At 53.0% G+C, this 14282-nt stretch carries 12 protein-coding genes and 2 pseudogenes; 8 read left to right on the top strand and 6 right to left on the bottom strand.

The genetic code is table 11. The features are described from left to right. Nucleotides 1–120: 120 nt before the first annotated feature. Nucleotides 121–582, top strand: coding sequence for a RidA family protein (locus ACLEJU_RS04780; protein ID WP_435422008.1), 462 nt, complete (start codon nt 121–123; stop codon nt 580–582). A gap of 19 nt (nt 583–601) precedes the next feature. Here the strand turns inward: ACLEJU_RS04780 and ACLEJU_RS04775 are convergent, their stop codons facing one another. Further along, the gene (locus ACLEJU_RS04775; RefSeq protein WP_435422007.1) at nt 602–1579 is read right to left on the bottom strand and encodes a LysR family transcriptional regulator; all 978 of its coding nucleotides are present in this window, start codon (nt 1577–1579) and stop codon (nt 602–604) included. Between the two features lie 578 nt (nt 1580–2157). On the opposite strand from ACLEJU_RS04775, the gene ACLEJU_RS04770 reads away from it, so the two are divergent. After that, a complete protein-coding gene (locus ACLEJU_RS04770) occupies nt 2158–2433 on the top strand; it encodes an NUDIX domain-containing protein (RefSeq protein WP_435422060.1) in 276 nt (91 codons plus the stop codon). A gap of 763 nt (nt 2434–3196) precedes the next feature. Here the strand turns inward: ACLEJU_RS04770 and ACLEJU_RS04765 are convergent. The 3 genes from ACLEJU_RS04765 to ACLEJU_RS04755 form a co-directional block, all read right to left on the bottom strand. Further along, complete coding sequence (locus ACLEJU_RS04765) at nt 3197–3433, bottom strand: hypothetical protein (protein WP_435422006.1); 237 nt, start codon at nt 3431–3433, stop codon at nt 3197–3199. A 510-nt stretch (nt 3434–3943) separates the two neighbouring features. Then, nucleotides 3944–4738 carry an OBAP family protein gene (locus ACLEJU_RS04760; protein WP_435422005.1) on the bottom strand — a complete coding sequence of 265 codons (795 nt, stop codon included), beginning with the start codon at nt 4736–4738 and terminating at the stop codon, nt 3944–3946. A 206-nt stretch (nt 4739–4944) separates the two neighbouring features. Next, nucleotides 4945–5826: a LysR family transcriptional regulator gene (locus ACLEJU_RS04755; protein WP_435422059.1), complete on the bottom strand. Its 882-nt coding sequence runs from the start codon at nt 5824–5826 to the stop codon at nt 4945–4947. A gap of 104 nt (nt 5827–5930) precedes the next feature. Here ACLEJU_RS04755 and ACLEJU_RS04750 point away from each other — a divergent pair, with 104 nt between their 5' ends. The 5 genes and pseudogenes from ACLEJU_RS04750 to ACLEJU_RS04730 all read left to right on the top strand — a co-directional run. Continuing rightward, nucleotides 5931–6362, top strand: coding sequence for a GFA family protein (locus tag ACLEJU_RS04750; protein WP_435422004.1), 432 nt, complete (start codon nt 5931–5933; stop codon nt 6360–6362). A gap of 761 nt (nt 6363–7123) precedes the next feature. After that, nucleotides 7124–8026: a DUF4747 family protein gene (locus ACLEJU_RS04745; RefSeq protein WP_435422003.1), complete on the top strand. Its 903-nt coding sequence runs from the start codon at nt 7124–7126 to the stop codon at nt 8024–8026. Then, complete coding sequence (locus ACLEJU_RS04740; protein WP_435422002.1) at nt 8016–8618, top strand: hypothetical protein; 603 nt, start codon at nt 8016–8018, stop codon at nt 8616–8618. The genes ACLEJU_RS04745 and ACLEJU_RS04740 overlap by 11 nt, the downstream gene beginning before the upstream one ends. Nucleotides 8619–9024: 406 nt before the next feature. Then, nucleotides 9025–10515 (top strand): SIR2 family protein, encoded by a 1491-nt coding sequence (locus ACLEJU_RS04735; RefSeq protein ID WP_435422001.1) that lies wholly within the window; start codon nt 9025–9027, stop codon nt 10513–10515. Nucleotides 10516–10570: 55 nt separating this feature from the next. Then, a pseudogene (locus ACLEJU_RS04730) lies at nt 10571–10765 on the top strand (hypothetical protein); the annotation flags it as partial. A 767-nt stretch (nt 10766–11532) separates the two neighbouring features. Here the strand turns inward: ACLEJU_RS04730 and tnpC are convergent. Beyond that, nucleotides 11533–13065 (bottom strand): annotated as a pseudogene (gene tnpC / locus ACLEJU_RS04725) (IS66 family transposase). 18 nt (nt 13066–13083) lie between these two features. Next, complete coding sequence (gene tnpB / locus ACLEJU_RS04720; protein WP_054913089.1) at nt 13084–13443, bottom strand: IS66 family insertion sequence element accessory protein TnpB; 360 nt, start codon at nt 13441–13443, stop codon at nt 13084–13086. 173 nt (nt 13444–13616) lie between these two features. On the opposite strand from tnpB, the gene ACLEJU_RS04715 reads away from it, so the two are divergent. Beyond that, a complete protein-coding gene (locus ACLEJU_RS04715; protein WP_435422000.1) occupies nt 13617–13979 on the top strand; it encodes a histone-like nucleoid-structuring protein, MvaT/MvaU family in 363 nt (120 codons plus the stop codon). Nucleotides 13980–14282 lie beyond the last annotated feature (303 nt).

Raw genomic sequence — 14282 nt, 5'->3', positions numbered from 1 at the left:
ACGGTGTCGCATCTTTGCGCTCTTAAGGACGCATTATTGCGCCATAGGTAGCGTCCAGTCCGGTGCTAGGATCTCGGCCAGTCGGATCACCTCGATCCATTTTTCGCCAAGGAGAATCCAATGGCCGCTTCACGACCCTTCAACGACGACACCGCCTACTGGGGCGTTTCATGGGAAGAGGGCTACGGCTATCCGCAAGCGCGGCGAGTCGGGAACGAGATCTTCATCTCGGGACAGTTCAACCATGACGAAGAAGGCAACTTGGTAGCTCCGGCGCCACTGGATGCTGAGGGTCGTCCGAGCGATTTCTCATCGATGGGCGAACAGATGCGGGTTTCTTACGACAACATTGCCAAGTTGCTCGCGCTGTATGGCGCCACGATGCAGGACGTCGTGGAGGAGACGCTGTATGTGTTGGACATGGACGCGGCCTTTGCCGTGGTTGGCAAGGTGCGCAAGGCGGCCTATGGCACCGAGCGCCCGCAGGCGGCCAGCAACATCATCGGTGTATCTCGGCTCGCCCAGCGACCTCAACTGATCGAGATCGTGTGCCGTGCTGTGATTGGCGCCCAGGCCAAATGAACGGCGCTCCCGGTTTCCGCTATGAGGCCGGGATGGCCTGCTGACCTTCGACCAGCGGTTTGAGGTCGGCCACGGCAGCCGCGCAGAACGTCATGAATGCTTTCACCCGCCAGGACTTTCTGATGTCTTGGTGGGTAAGCAGCCACAGCTCATCCTGAAGTTCCGGCACCACCGGGCCGGCCCGAACCAATCCTGGGGTAATGTCACCCAGCATGCAGGGGAGGAAGCCAAAACCCAGGCCCGCCGCAATGGCGGCACTTGCTGCCGCAACTGAATCGGTGCGGTAGGAAATGTGCTCCGGGTGCACCCGACATTCGACGTAACTCGTTGCCTTCAAACCGCACAGCCCTCCCGAGTAGGACACCCACGATTGTCCGACAGCGAAGGGGTCGGCAATTCCCGCGTGCTTGTCGCTGCGAAAGGGTGCCCAAGCGATGTTGGCGAGCTTGCGACCCACCAGGGTATCTGCCGGTTTTCGCGTTGCTCGCACCGCGATGTCCGACTCGTCCCTCGCCAGGCTCAACGTCTGGTTGCCAACCAACACTTCAATGCTGATCCCTTCATTGAGAGCCTTGAAGTCCGCGATGATCGGTGTGAGGAAGTACAGCAGCAGCGAGTCGCTGGTGGTGATTCGCAGTTTCCCCAGCGGGCCCTGGCCAGCACGAGACACCCTGCGAGTGACACTGACAATGTCCAGTTCAACGCGCTCGGCCAGTGCACGGAGCTCTGCACCTTCGGCAGTTAACAGATACCCCGCCTTGCGATGATCGAAAAGAGCGACTCCGAGCGTCTTCTCAACCTGCACGACCCGGCGCGTGACGGTGGAGACATTGATGCCAAGCTTTTTGGCCGTGGCGGCGCGATTGCTACAGTCACTCAGCGTTTTGATGATCCGCAAATCGTCCCAGGACAGCTGGCTGACAGCTTCACCGACATCCCACTTCGGGCCGTTCGCTTTTGCAGGGATAGATTGGGCACTTCCAGGTGACGGCTTCACTGAAAATCATTCCGGGTAGAGAGGGCTGATGAAACGAGAAGGTACATAGCCAACCAAGGTGTGGTTTGGGACATGCCATGGGTGGGGCAAAAGAAAGCCCGCTGCTAGGCGGGCTAATGGGAGTTTCTATCACACGTAGGGATAACTCAAGTGTCGCCGGTGAGTCGTGAAAATTGAGTGAAAGGGAAGTCCTCATTCTGTGATCCGAACTGCCCATGGTTCATGGAGCCTGCGCTGACCCAGAGGCTTCTCCGAGCGGAGAGAGCCAGCGAGTCTCTCTGATCGTCATGCACAGCCCAGTCAATCGCAAACCTAGTAAAGCGAGTTATGGTTTGTTAGCTGCAACTGTGCCTATCGGGTTGAACGACTTGTCACAGAGGTGAGTATTTAGGGAATAAGTCTTTCTTCGCTAAACGAGACGGATATGAACCTAATGCCTAGCTGAGTGTGTGCAAGCGGGAAAAAAGAAGAGCGAAAAGCCCAGATCTAGGCCAGAGCAACGATAATCTGCCTTCGAAGCGGCAGTGTTCTTCTAGTCCGGAAAAAAGTGCGGGAGGTGGAATTTTCCTGACGGTGCTATCGAGCCAGGTGAGCCACCTGCCGCAGCAGCTGCACGGGAGCTTCAAGAGGAAACGTCCATCGAAGGCCACGGCTTGTTTCCCCTATGCACTATTCAGGTGGGTCTGACCGTCCGCCACGTGTTCATCACGCATTTCGATGATGAAGACAGGCCTGTTGCTCGCAATGAAATTGTGGCCTGCAAATGGGTGCTCAGGGACAAGCACATTCCCGCGATGCTGAATGCAGCAGCAGCTGGGTTGTTATCAAGTCAGTTGCCGGCGCTGACCTCATAGAGGTAATAGTGCTGCAACAACCGGCCTGACGTGCCGGTCACCACAACATTGGGCATCCATGTCGATTGCATATCCAGCCCGTATTTATATGTTCTGCGCTTCTGCGGACACAACTGTTGCTACTTATCAAGGCGCGAGCGATGCAATCCATTTATAAGTGACTCAATCTCTTCTTTAATTGACCCTAACCTGGCATGTAGCTGTGATAGGGTACTGGCAATAAAATTGAAGTTCGTGTGATTGCCTCGCTCTAGCACGAGACTATCGTCTGCCAAGCTTTCGCTGCTTAAGCTATCACAGTCAATTCTTGAGATGCATATCAATCTCTTCATTTCTTGATAAGAAGGGCGATCTCGCGTTGTGCAGAACTCACTGAGGGATTTTCCTGAAATCCAAAATTCTCCTATAAGTTTTACACGCGCATCATCGCTGTATTGATTCGACTTCTCGGTGATTAGCCGCTTGGTGGGCATATCAGGCCTCCGGTGCTGCAGCGGAATGGCGGGGGTAGCAGAAGTTGCCCCATGCTTGGGATGCTAGACGATCCAATGGAGCAGGACAGCGGCCAGGCCTACACCAATCAATGACCCTGTCAAAATAAGAAGGCATTCTAGTAGTGACGTATGATTGTCCATATTAGCTGCGCTTCCGAAAATTCACAGGCCATGCAAATAAATACTAAGGCAGCTGCGATTGAAATGGCGCCATAATATATATATGTCTTGTCTGTGGATGGAACCATGCAGGCAATCTCCTTTGAAATTCATTCCGTTCGCGGTATTGGAAATTGCTCAGACGGGCTTCGCGACTCTGAGATCATCTTCTCGCACGCTGCCATAGCTAGCGATTTATTTGGAAAATTTCGTTTTATTCTACTTTTTTCCTGATTGTCGTAGATATCGAAACCTCCTGAGCTGGTAGCTGCGTAAAAACGATTTCCAATCTGGAATGATTCGTTTTCTATGGGGACTGCAGGAACGATAACGAATCTTGGTTGCATTTTGCCATCCCTCCCCTTGGAGTGATAAGTAATAGCTAGCTTCATGACTGGGTGCAAGGAAATTTATGATTCATTTTTTATTGACTAAGTGCATTACTTGGTGATGCAAGTATTTGCTCTAATTAGCCCTCATTCGTAATTGACTCGCGCAAGTACGCATAGCCTAATGAAAATCGTTAGCACTACGTTTAGAGGCAGATCGCTCAGCGAACTTTCGATAATTATTCCGGTTTCCCAAACTGCAGTCAGCTCATCGGGAGCCGGTGATGTATGTCCATGTGCGGCCCCTGCCAGCGGTACGTACTTCGCGACCTTGAGCCCCTGTCGTCGCCAGTGAGATTTAGTGGGAAAGAGGCAAGCGGAGCGCGCGGGCCCTCGGATGGGCCAGAGGCATGAGGATGGAAGCCCGGAGGGCCGCAACCTGGCGAAGGCGGGTTGCGGTTTACGACAGCCGTCCCCGATAGGGGCACGTCCACTTTATGCCCTGCGTTTGTGCGACGAACCTAAGCTCTACTGGCTTGATCGACTGTTCGCTTTCTCGGGTGTCGGTGCGGCGGGCCGATGCAGATGGGCACCGGTTGGATCGGTGATCTGAATAACGTTGCCGTGCTGCCAACCATCCGCACGGGGATCAGCCGCAGGAATTTGAATGTCGGCTCGCTGAGTTTTAGATTTTGCTGCATCCACTCCCAGCCGCTGATTCCGCTGCTCGACCATTTCAGGGTCAGCCTGTCCATCCGCAGTGAATCCCATCATCAATTGCGGAACACCCACAGGTAGCGCTTTGTCCTGGTCGGTGTGCCACGTGTGCCATGTCTTTCCATAAGTACGGGCAAGCCGCTTCATCAATGCATGTTCAGCAGGTGCAGGAATCCCAGGTGCGATCAACTGACCGGACGAAACCTCATAGCCATGGCTGTGCCACATCGCCTTCTCCTTGGCTGGCAGACCAGCAAACAGCTTCTCGTCGATGATGTACTCGATACCCATGATCTTCGCTTCCTTGGTACTACCATCGAAGATGACGCACTGGATGACATCCTCATTCAGGATGGAGCAGTAGTGATGCGCCTCCATCTGCACGTCAGGATGCCCGTTGTAGAAGTGGAAGCCATCAAGGTAGGCGTTGATAGCCTCAATGGGCGGCTTGGCCTGCAAGGTCGCGGCCCCGGCTTCCAGCAGCTGAGTCTTAGCTGATTCTGGCCTGCCGGGTGTGTCCACTGGTGAACTCGTCTCGGGAGCAGAGCAAGCCCACAGGAAGCCGCAGGCCAGCGGGATGGACAAAGACGGTAGGAAAAGTCGCATGATATTGGCTCTGGCTGATGTCCAGAGTGGACAGCATTGGCCAATCAAGCGGACAGCTCAACGGACGAATGGCCGAATCCTATGAAGGCTCCCAGAAAGATAAGTTAAGGATGAAAGCGATCTGGCGAGTCAGTTACTCCTACTCAAACGCGCCCGGTGAGTAGCTCCCAAAGGCCTGTTTGGCGGGGGATGAGATCAAGTCGATTCTAGTTCAGATAATGGTACAGCTGCTCACCTAGTTCTTCGAACGCCTGAGCGATTCGTTTGATATTGCGAAGATCACGGTGCATTGCGATCCAGACCTCAACCTCGAATCCTAAGCTGTCCGCCAACACTGGTATCAACCCATGATCCATCGCGATTTGCGTAGGGCAGAGACCGAAGCCAAGGCCGGCTTTCAGCGCAGCAAGCTGGGCAAGATGGTTATCGGAGGAAATCGCGAAAAGCTGGTCGGCATCGCACAGTCCGACCTCTACCATCCGACGTAAGTCAGCTGAACGTCTGTCAGGCCCAATCAGCGGTAACTGCCTCAGCGACGCTAAGCTGCTGGGGATGCCGTACCTTTGCAAACACCCAGTGCTGGCGTGGATACCAACGTGTAAAGTGCCGACCCGTCGAACGGCGACATCCGCTTCTTTAGGGCGCACTAGTCGCACGGCGATATCCGATTGCAGTCTTGCGATGTCCTCCAGTGCGTCACTAATGCTCAGTTCGAGCTTCAATCCTGGGTGGCAGTAATGGAAGCTACGCAACAAGTCCGGCAGAACCTCTACGCCTAGCAATTCACCACATGTCAGTCGCACTGTTCCCCTATCCAACGAAATCTCGGCCGTGGCCATTCGATTGAAGGCTTGCGCAGAGATGTCCATGGCCTCGGCATGCTCGATCAAGCGCTCAGCGCCACTGGTCGGTGTTAGGCCTGTGGGCGTGCGAGTGAAGAGGTTGATACCGAGAGCCCTCTCAAGATTATCCAGGCGCCTACGTGCCGTGGCCTGCGCAATCCCCAATAGCTTCGCGGCCCCGCTCAGGCTGCCAGAGCGCAGCACAGCGAGGAACACCCGCTGGCTTTCCCATTCGAGACCGTTCATAAAATCTTGACCAACCGTTGATCCATTTTTTGCACTTCTTCCATAGCTCATGACGGGGGATCATGCGCCCCGTACTTTTCTAGGCCATTGTAAGGAGTCAACCCATGAGATTCACCGGTCAGTGCCGATGTGGCCAAGTCTGCATCGAAATCGAAGCGGGTCGGTTACCTCCGCTTTATGCCTGTCATTGCCTGAACTGCCAGCGCTTTAGCGGCAGTGCATTCGGCTTGCATCTGTTGTGTGAGGCTTCGGCGGTGCAGGTGGCGGGCAATACCGTAACCTACCTTCATGAGCACCAAGGACACGCCTCCACGCACTATGCCTGCAGCGCTTGCCACACGCGGCTATTCAACGACACCACCGCCGCCGCTGGTATGCGAGTGGTGCGTGCCGGTGTCTTGGAGGGCGCGGAGCATTTCGAACCGGTCGCGCATATATGGACTCGACGCAAGCAACCTTGGCTGGTAATACCGCAAACCGTTGCGCAATGGGAGGGAAGTCCAACGCCTGAGGCCTTCGCCACCGCGTTGAGGTAAACGCCGAACAGAGAGGCAGCTGTTGTCCATCCCTGTTGACGTAACGCGTGCATCCCCAGGGCAGATTTCATGAGGATCCTGTAGCAAACGCAGGCAAAAGAAAGCCCGCTGCTAGGCGGGCTAATGGGAGCTTCTATCACACGTAGGGATAGGAAGAGTGTCGGCTAGGGGCTGTGAAAATTGGGTGAAAGAAAAGTCCCGAGCATGGCGTCGCTGATATTTCATAGCTCATGGCTCATTGGGAATATGCGACTGGCCTAGCATTGTGAAATACGACGGGGTCTATCCGGGTAGATTTTGTGGGAAGAGCAGCAAGCGGAGCACGCAGGCCAGGATGGGCCAGAGGCGTGAGGATGGAAGCCCGGAGGGCCGTAACCTGGCGCCGCCAGGGTGCGGTTCACGACAGCAGTGCCCCGAAGGGGTCACGCTCAAGGTGCCGGCCATCAAATTCGACCTGCGGTGGATTGACCGAGTGATGCCAAAACGCTTAACTGTACGAATATACAGTATAGGCGTTTTCGTCATGGCCACCATCCTGGGCGAATAGTGCGAAAACGGAGAACAGAGTGAACGGCTTCGTCATCACTGTTGGCGTCTCGTGGTTGATGTGTATCAAATCGCCGCCATTCTCCAAAAATTTCGTCCAAATTACTCGCTGATTGACGTAGCCTGCAATGACATACTCTGATTGAGGGCGTCCTTGGCCAGTCTAAAGAGCTCTGGTAAGATGGCACTATGAAATCATCGTCAGGGACGAGAGTATGGCTTCTTTCATTGTCTATAATATTCAGTTACTGCCTGCTAACACCAAAAACATTCAAGAAGTTGGTGTTGAAGGGTACAGGAAACTCTTTGAGGCGCTGCATGATAGAACCGTTCAGGCCTTCAAAAAGAAGAGTCTCACTGACATGTCCTATGTCTTGGCGTCTGACACTTACTTTGCACCGCGCAGCACAATATGTGATGATGAGATTGCATATGGTGAGTGGATTAAATACCACAAAAGCGACTCTGTAGAAGATTTGTATTCTAATACGACCCTTTTCCAAGCCGCCAAAGGCACATTCCCTGTCGCCAACAGGGTTTCATTCGATTACGTTTTTGACTACCACAGTCACAGGATGGCAATTTCGGAGTCAAGTGGACGTCTACCTAAGCCCTCCGTCTGCAATGAAGCACTAGAGGAGATATTTTCAAAATTTGCTCTCGAAGTTTTTCCAAGGCATGTTTTGAAAATAAACTTGGTGTCCGACCCTACAGAGCTTGAGAGCGTACTTAGAAATGCAGAAGGCTTCAAGGCAGTTAGTACGACTTTAACTTTCCCTAATGGTCACCGCTTAGGTAAGCAGCTTCAAGAACTAAAAGATAAAAACGTGCATCACCTAAAGTTTGATGCGTCAACTGAATCTAAAGACTCCGCAATGCCCTCGTTACCAGACTTCTTGAGGGAAATGGTAGAGGCTTCGGTTCATTACGGCAGAACATCCTTATCCTACATTTTAGAGGCCGGAGGGCGGTTGCATCGATATACCTCATCCAAGTATCCTTTGAAGATTCGGGTTAGAGCGAAGAGGAATGAGCAGCCTGCCCAAATTAGATTGCGCATTTTGCAGGCATTGCGTCAGCTTGGTGGGGCTGCTGAAGGAGAAAAGGATGATTTATAGGTTCCTAGTTAAGATACCTGTCATCGGTGTGGTCATTAAGATAATGAATGCCTATGCCTATCATGGCGATTTTTATGCAGACAGCCGGTTCGCAAGTGCTTGGGCTTGGCTTAAGGCATATTTCGCAGGTGTGTTCGTTTCTGTGGTGTTGGCAGCTTGCTTAACGCCTAGTATTCCTAATATGTTTCTGCCGTACTGTTTGCGCCTTGACTATACGGTTAACGTGATGCCAGGAGATCTTGCGACCGGTATCCTGCCAAATCTTCTGGGTTTTGGTATCGGTGTTTATGCGTTGGTTTTTGCACTGGATAGGTCGTTGGTTAAGGATCTGCAAGCAACATTTCAGGGTGATGGGAAGCCCAGTATTCCAGGGTCAGTATTACTGTTAAATGCTGAAATGGCGCTGCCACTAATTATTTTGATTGCTGCAATTGTGGTCGGCGTTATGCAGAAGGTATTCCCAAATGGAGTTTGGCTGGTTGCAGGCTCTTGGTTTGCTTTCTGGCTATCAATATATTTCATATTGGGATTGGTTCATTCCCTATTTATGATGGTGGATGTCCATTTATCCCAACGCCTTAAAGATGATTGAGCTAGGCAAAGCGGAGAGGGGATGAAGAAAGATTTCAGCAAGGTTTTGCTGCCTGATGACCCTCTGTACAGCCAGGCCATTGAGTCGCTGAAGCGGTATCACTAAGTCCAGGCTGAAGGAGTCATGGGGTGACCTGGAGCGTATCAGGCTGCTGGCAGAGCATGGCTTTCACGGATTCCCATGCCTGCTGGCAGGACTCTTGATGTTTGCGGATAAAAAAGTTTATTCACCAGGCGTACGGTAAGCACTTTGCCTAAGGAGGCCGTTGCCTCCTTAGCTTTGGAAAGCTTACTGCAAAACTTGCCTCATTCCTGATGCGTCCGCTGTCTAGCTGAAGGCAGTATGTTGTGGTAGCTTGCTGGCGGCACCCTCAAGCTTTTTGAACCGTTTATTCGTCGGAGAATACATGTACTTCGAAGCATTAGAAGAGCGCTTGTCAAGCTATGGTTCAGGTGGTTATTACTTCTTAGAAGCTTTCATAATCAAGCTTCTTGAGCTTGAAGCGGAGTCTTTGGGGCAACAGATTGATCATCATGGCGGGCAGGGCGTTGCTTTTGATGTGACTGCTCCTAAAGGTATTGGCGATATTCACGAGCCGGTCGCTATTGAAGTTGTTTTTGCTATAAGCAAAAAGAAAGTCGAATCAATATTGAGTCATTACTCCAAGTGGGCTAAGCCTGGGTATCGGCTGCTGATTGTTGCACCCAAGGTCACAATTGATAAGCTGCCGGCTCTATTTGCTGAGGCTACTAGTTTCCCGTTTTATTTCTGGGGTAAGGATCAACTTGATAGTCTGCTGTTAAAACACGCCGCGGCTGCGGAAACGCTTGCTGAAAATATGTTCTCAGTGCGACTGAAAATGGCAGCTTCGCGTTCATCCAGTGCTTGGAGGGAGGAACGAGAAGAAACAATTAAAGTAATTTCTGAGCAGTATCGCAACGGAAGTTTCTCTTTGGCACTGGGCGCGGGCGTGTCGAGCAGTGCCGGCCTTCCGGATTGGAATACCTTGCTGAGCTCTTTGTTCGTTTCAATGCTTTCCGAAGAAAATATCGGTGAGGGTGAAAGCAATAATGATCAAGTGGCCCAAATTGTAGGACGCCTCATGGAAGTTGATGGGCCGTCTGCGTTGATGCTCGCCAGATATATTCGAAAAGGGTTGGCTGCCGGGTCGCAGACAGAGCAGCAAGTTTTTACTGAGGAAATCACTAGTCAACTTTATGAGCTTCGGGATAGTAGTTACCCAATCGAGTCAGATTTGATAAAGGCGATCGCTGATATGTGCACTCCGACGCGAACGGGTGCAAGGGTTAAGTCTATCATGACTTATAATTTTGACGATTTACTTGAGCGCGCGTTGAAAAATAAATCGCTCGTACATAAAAGTGTGTTTGAAGAGTTTGAAACTGCCTCGGCAGAAGAGCTGCCAATCTATCATGTCCATGGTTTTTTGCCGCAGGACAGGTCGGAGTATGCGAATTTGGATCGCTGCACCTTGGTGTTTTCGGAGGAGGGGTATCATCAGATTTATCGTGATGCCTACCACTGGTCTAACCTAATCCAGCTAAGCATTCTAAAAGAGACCTCCTGCCTCATGATAGGCCTGTCTCTCACAGATCCTAACCTTCGCAGGCTGCTTGAGATTGCTGCAAAGTCTATAGAGAAACCCAAGCATTATGCTTTTATGCGTCGTTTAAATTCTGCGAAGTTCAAGAAGGGCAATGCAAACATTCCTCTCAAAATCCCCAATACTATCATCGAACGTTTCTTGGATCGCCATCATAGTACGAATGAGGAGCTCATGAGGGAGTTGGGTGTTACGGTAATCTGGTATGAGGGCTATGACGATATACCCAAAATTCTAGATCGAATCAGATTGGGGCAGCGCAACGGTCATTAAAGCTGTCAATTGTCAGACAATGCTAAGACATCCATGTCGAGTCGCGACATGCAGCCCTCTCGAAGATAGTCGGCATCGAGAATGGGAGCGCTTGAAGGCTCAGGCGCTCCTCTCTTTGAGGGAGTTCTTCCGCGATGGTGGCGACGGTGATGCTGTACCTGAAGTGTTCGCAGTGAGGCCTAATCCCTACGGTGGGGGCTTAAACAATTTCAGCTGCATTCTTTGGCAGCCCGAGAGGCCAGCCTTGTAAATTCAAGCAAGCACCAGCTTCGGTTGCTAGGGCTGGAGAACACGACCGTCCGATCAGCCATTATGTGCGGACGTTCCCACGCATTGTGTACCGCACACCATCACGATGACGCCGGGGGCTGCGTTGATCTGCGTTCAGAGCGTTGGTCGTAGCTGGGCGATGCCAATGGTCATTTCAGGAGTGGATGATGGACAAGGAACAATCGGCTATCAGAATAACTGCTCCCAAGCCGCAAGACTTTCTGCGAGTGAGACGTCCTGAGCAGTTCTCGGACTCTTGTAATGCTACAGGAGTCGACTATCGATCGCTCCATGCTGGAGTACCACTTCGAGACCCTGAGCAATCGAAGCCAAGAGCTTGAGTTCGCAGCAGCGGTGCTTGGGGACTTCGATGGCGAGGTAGCCCCTTCCCATCATTAGTGCGTCCTTCGTAACGTTTGGCCTGAGTAACTTGCGTTAGACAGGCCAGCACCCACTGGATCGAACTCATGATGGCCGCACCCCGATTACCGCCGCGCAGCGAGCCGGCAAACAACCAGCTCTAGTCACTGAGTGCGCACGTACGTGGTTCTCAACCTGATTGCTGTCGATGGGCAAAGACGCCCGGCGCTTTGATGGTGTATGCGCATGGAATCATACGACCTAGCTGATCTTAGGGTTAGAGTCGCCAAGTGCTGCTGCGTATTGCATACGTGTTGAAATGACTCCCGAGCTAATTTGGCAGTAAGCGCTCCATGAACCCCACCTAACCAACGATGGGCAGAGCACTCAGCTATGTATTTGAGGTGTGCAATTCCACGGCAGCAGCGCTTCGTAGTCTTCCACTGAGGCCGCATGCGGCAAGCGTTCCTATGCGTGGCGCAGCCACGCATAGGGTTCTTGGCCGTTGGCTTTGGCCGTTTCTACCAAGCTGTAAAGTTGTGCGCTGGCAGTGGCACCTTTGGGCGTGTCACTGAACAACCAGTTCTTTCTGCCGATGACAAACGGGCGGATCGCTCGCTCGGCTGCGTTGTTGTCGATCGGTAAGCAGCCTTGCTCGACGTAACGTTCCAACTTGCTCCAGTTGCTGGCCAAGTAGCCGATGGCCTTGCCCAAGGCATTCTGCGTCGTGACCTGAGGTTGCGTTTTCTCTACCCAGCTATTCAGTTGAGCCAGCAATGGCAGGCTGCGCTCCATGCGGGCAGCCTTACGATCTTCATCGCTGCCGTCCTTAAGGTCGCGCTCGATGCCATACAGCTTGTTGATCAAATTCAGGGCGATGTCTGCGCGCCCGGTTTTACCCTTGGGCTGCACTTTCTGCGCTTCGACGAACTTGCGGCGTGCGTGCGCCCAACAGCCCAATCGCTCCACGCCGTCCTGCGCGGCCAGCGCGTTGTAACCGGCGTAGTCGTCGGTCATGACATAGCCGCGATAGCCATCCAACAGGCGCGTCGGCACCTCCTGCGCTCGGCTGGTGGCGTAGTCGAAAAGGATCACCGGGCGATCAGGTGGGCCGCCGGTTTGTACCCACATCCAGGATTGGCTGCTGGGCTCACGACCCGGCTCTTTCAACACCTGCACACGTGTTTCGTCACAGTGGATGATCCGACTGCTCAACAGGCTTTCGCGCATCAGATTCAGCAGCGGTTGGAAGTGCTCGCTGCATTGAATCACCCAGCGTGCCAGGGTTTGGCGCGGGATATCGACACCGTGGCGCCCCAACACTTTTTCGAAGCGATGAAGCGGCAAGCCGTCTACGTATTTGGTGGTGAGCAGCATGGCCAGCACACTCGGGCTAGCCATGCTCTTCTCGATCACCTGGGCAGGCTTGTCCGCCGTTACGGGCGCTGACTCGCAGTTGCGGCAGCCATACACCTTGCGAACATGTTTGATGACGCGAATCTGCATCGGGACGATTTCAAGCTGTTCGCTGACCTCTTCACCAATGGCATGTTTGCGGCAGCCACAAGCGCACGTCAGCTCATGCTCGGGCAGTTCGTGGACAACCTCGATACGCGGCAAATCAGCCGGCAGTGGTTTGCGTTTACCACGGCGCTTGGTCGGCGCAACGACTTCTCCATCGCCAGCCTCATCCAAGGGTTCTGCCAGGCTTTCCGCTTCGTCGAAGAGCGGCAACTGTGGCGTCGCCGCATCGCTTGTCTGCTCGGTCTTGCGCCCGAACAGGCGCTGGCGCAACAGCGCAACTTCCTCTTCGAGATGAACGATCTTGCCCTTGTCGGACGCGCGCTCGTTGATCATCTGCTCAAGCAGTTGCTTGAGCAGAACAGGATCGTCAGGGAGGTCTTCGGGCATGGAAATCATGCCGCGGATTATACCGAATCAGGCGACGTATCGAGGCGTCAAAACCTGATGCGGACGGTTGCGCCAGAGGTCGAAGCCGTCGAGTAGCCAGTTCAGTTCCTGAACGGTCAGTACGATGGCCACGTCAGTCGGATCGGGTGAGGTTTTGAACCGTTCGGAGTCCAGGCGTTTGAGCCAGAGGCAGAAGCCGTTGCGTTCCCAGTACAAGATCTTCACGCGGTTGCGCGGCTTGTTGAGAAAGACGAAAAGCACCGGGTCGAACACCGCCACTTTGATATCGAGTTCGACCAGCGCAGCCAGGCCATCGATGGACTTTCGGAAGTCGACGGGCTTGGGGTAGAGGTACACTTTTTCGACTTTGGCGTCGGGTCGCATCATGGTCGGCGAACTCCAGAAAGAAATCGGGAGCACAGCATCGGAGATCAGGTAAGCGCTTTGAATGTGGGGTTCATGGAGCGCTTACATTTGGCATTGCGTTATCGAATTCATTAGGATCGCTTCCCCCCGTTGGGGTACGCTATGAGTACTTTTCGAACACCTGAGGATCATCCATGTCTCGCTTAGCAGAATTTCGTAAATTAGAGCAAACCTTGGCTGCTCAGCTCGCTGAGCTCGAGGCAATGAAGGGCAGTTCCGAGCTCAAGAAAGAAATCGAGTTTGAGGAAAAGCTGCGTGATTTGCTGAACAAATACGGTTTCAGCCTGCGTGACATCATTAACCTGCTAGATCCGCAGGCTGGTCGCCGCGGAGCACCTGCTGCCTTAGAGAAAGCACCGCGTCGTGCTCGCCAGGTGAAACAGTACAAGAACCCGCATAACGGTGAAATCATCGAGACCAAAGGCGGCAATCACAAGCTGCTCAAAGAGTGGAAAGCTCAGTACGGCGCCGATGAAGTTGAGTCCTGGCTGGCCTGAGAAGATCGCTCTGAACACGTGCCAAAACCGCCCTTGTGGCGGTTTTTGCTTTTAAGCTTGGCAAGCCGACGACGCTAATGGGTGACTCAGAATGCCGGACGACTACAAAGCGCAGTTGAGAGAAGCCACGAAGGGATTTCACTACTGCGATTTGATAATGACCCCAGAAGAGGCAGCAGCCTTGAAGGCGCTTGTGCTAGAACTGCAAGAGGCAGGGCAGCATCCATCTCTTGCGGGCGTGTTCAGGAGCGTTTTAGAGGATACGTGGTGTGGTGATGAGCCAACAACATGACCTGCCTCTGC

The sequence above is a fragment of the Pseudomonas sp. SMN11 genome (assembly GCF_052041945.1).
GTDB lineage: Bacteria > Pseudomonadota > Gammaproteobacteria > Pseudomonadales > Pseudomonadaceae > Aquipseudomonas.
Note: the sequence above shows the minus strand (reverse complement) of the source record. Positions and strands in the feature narration are given on the sequence as shown.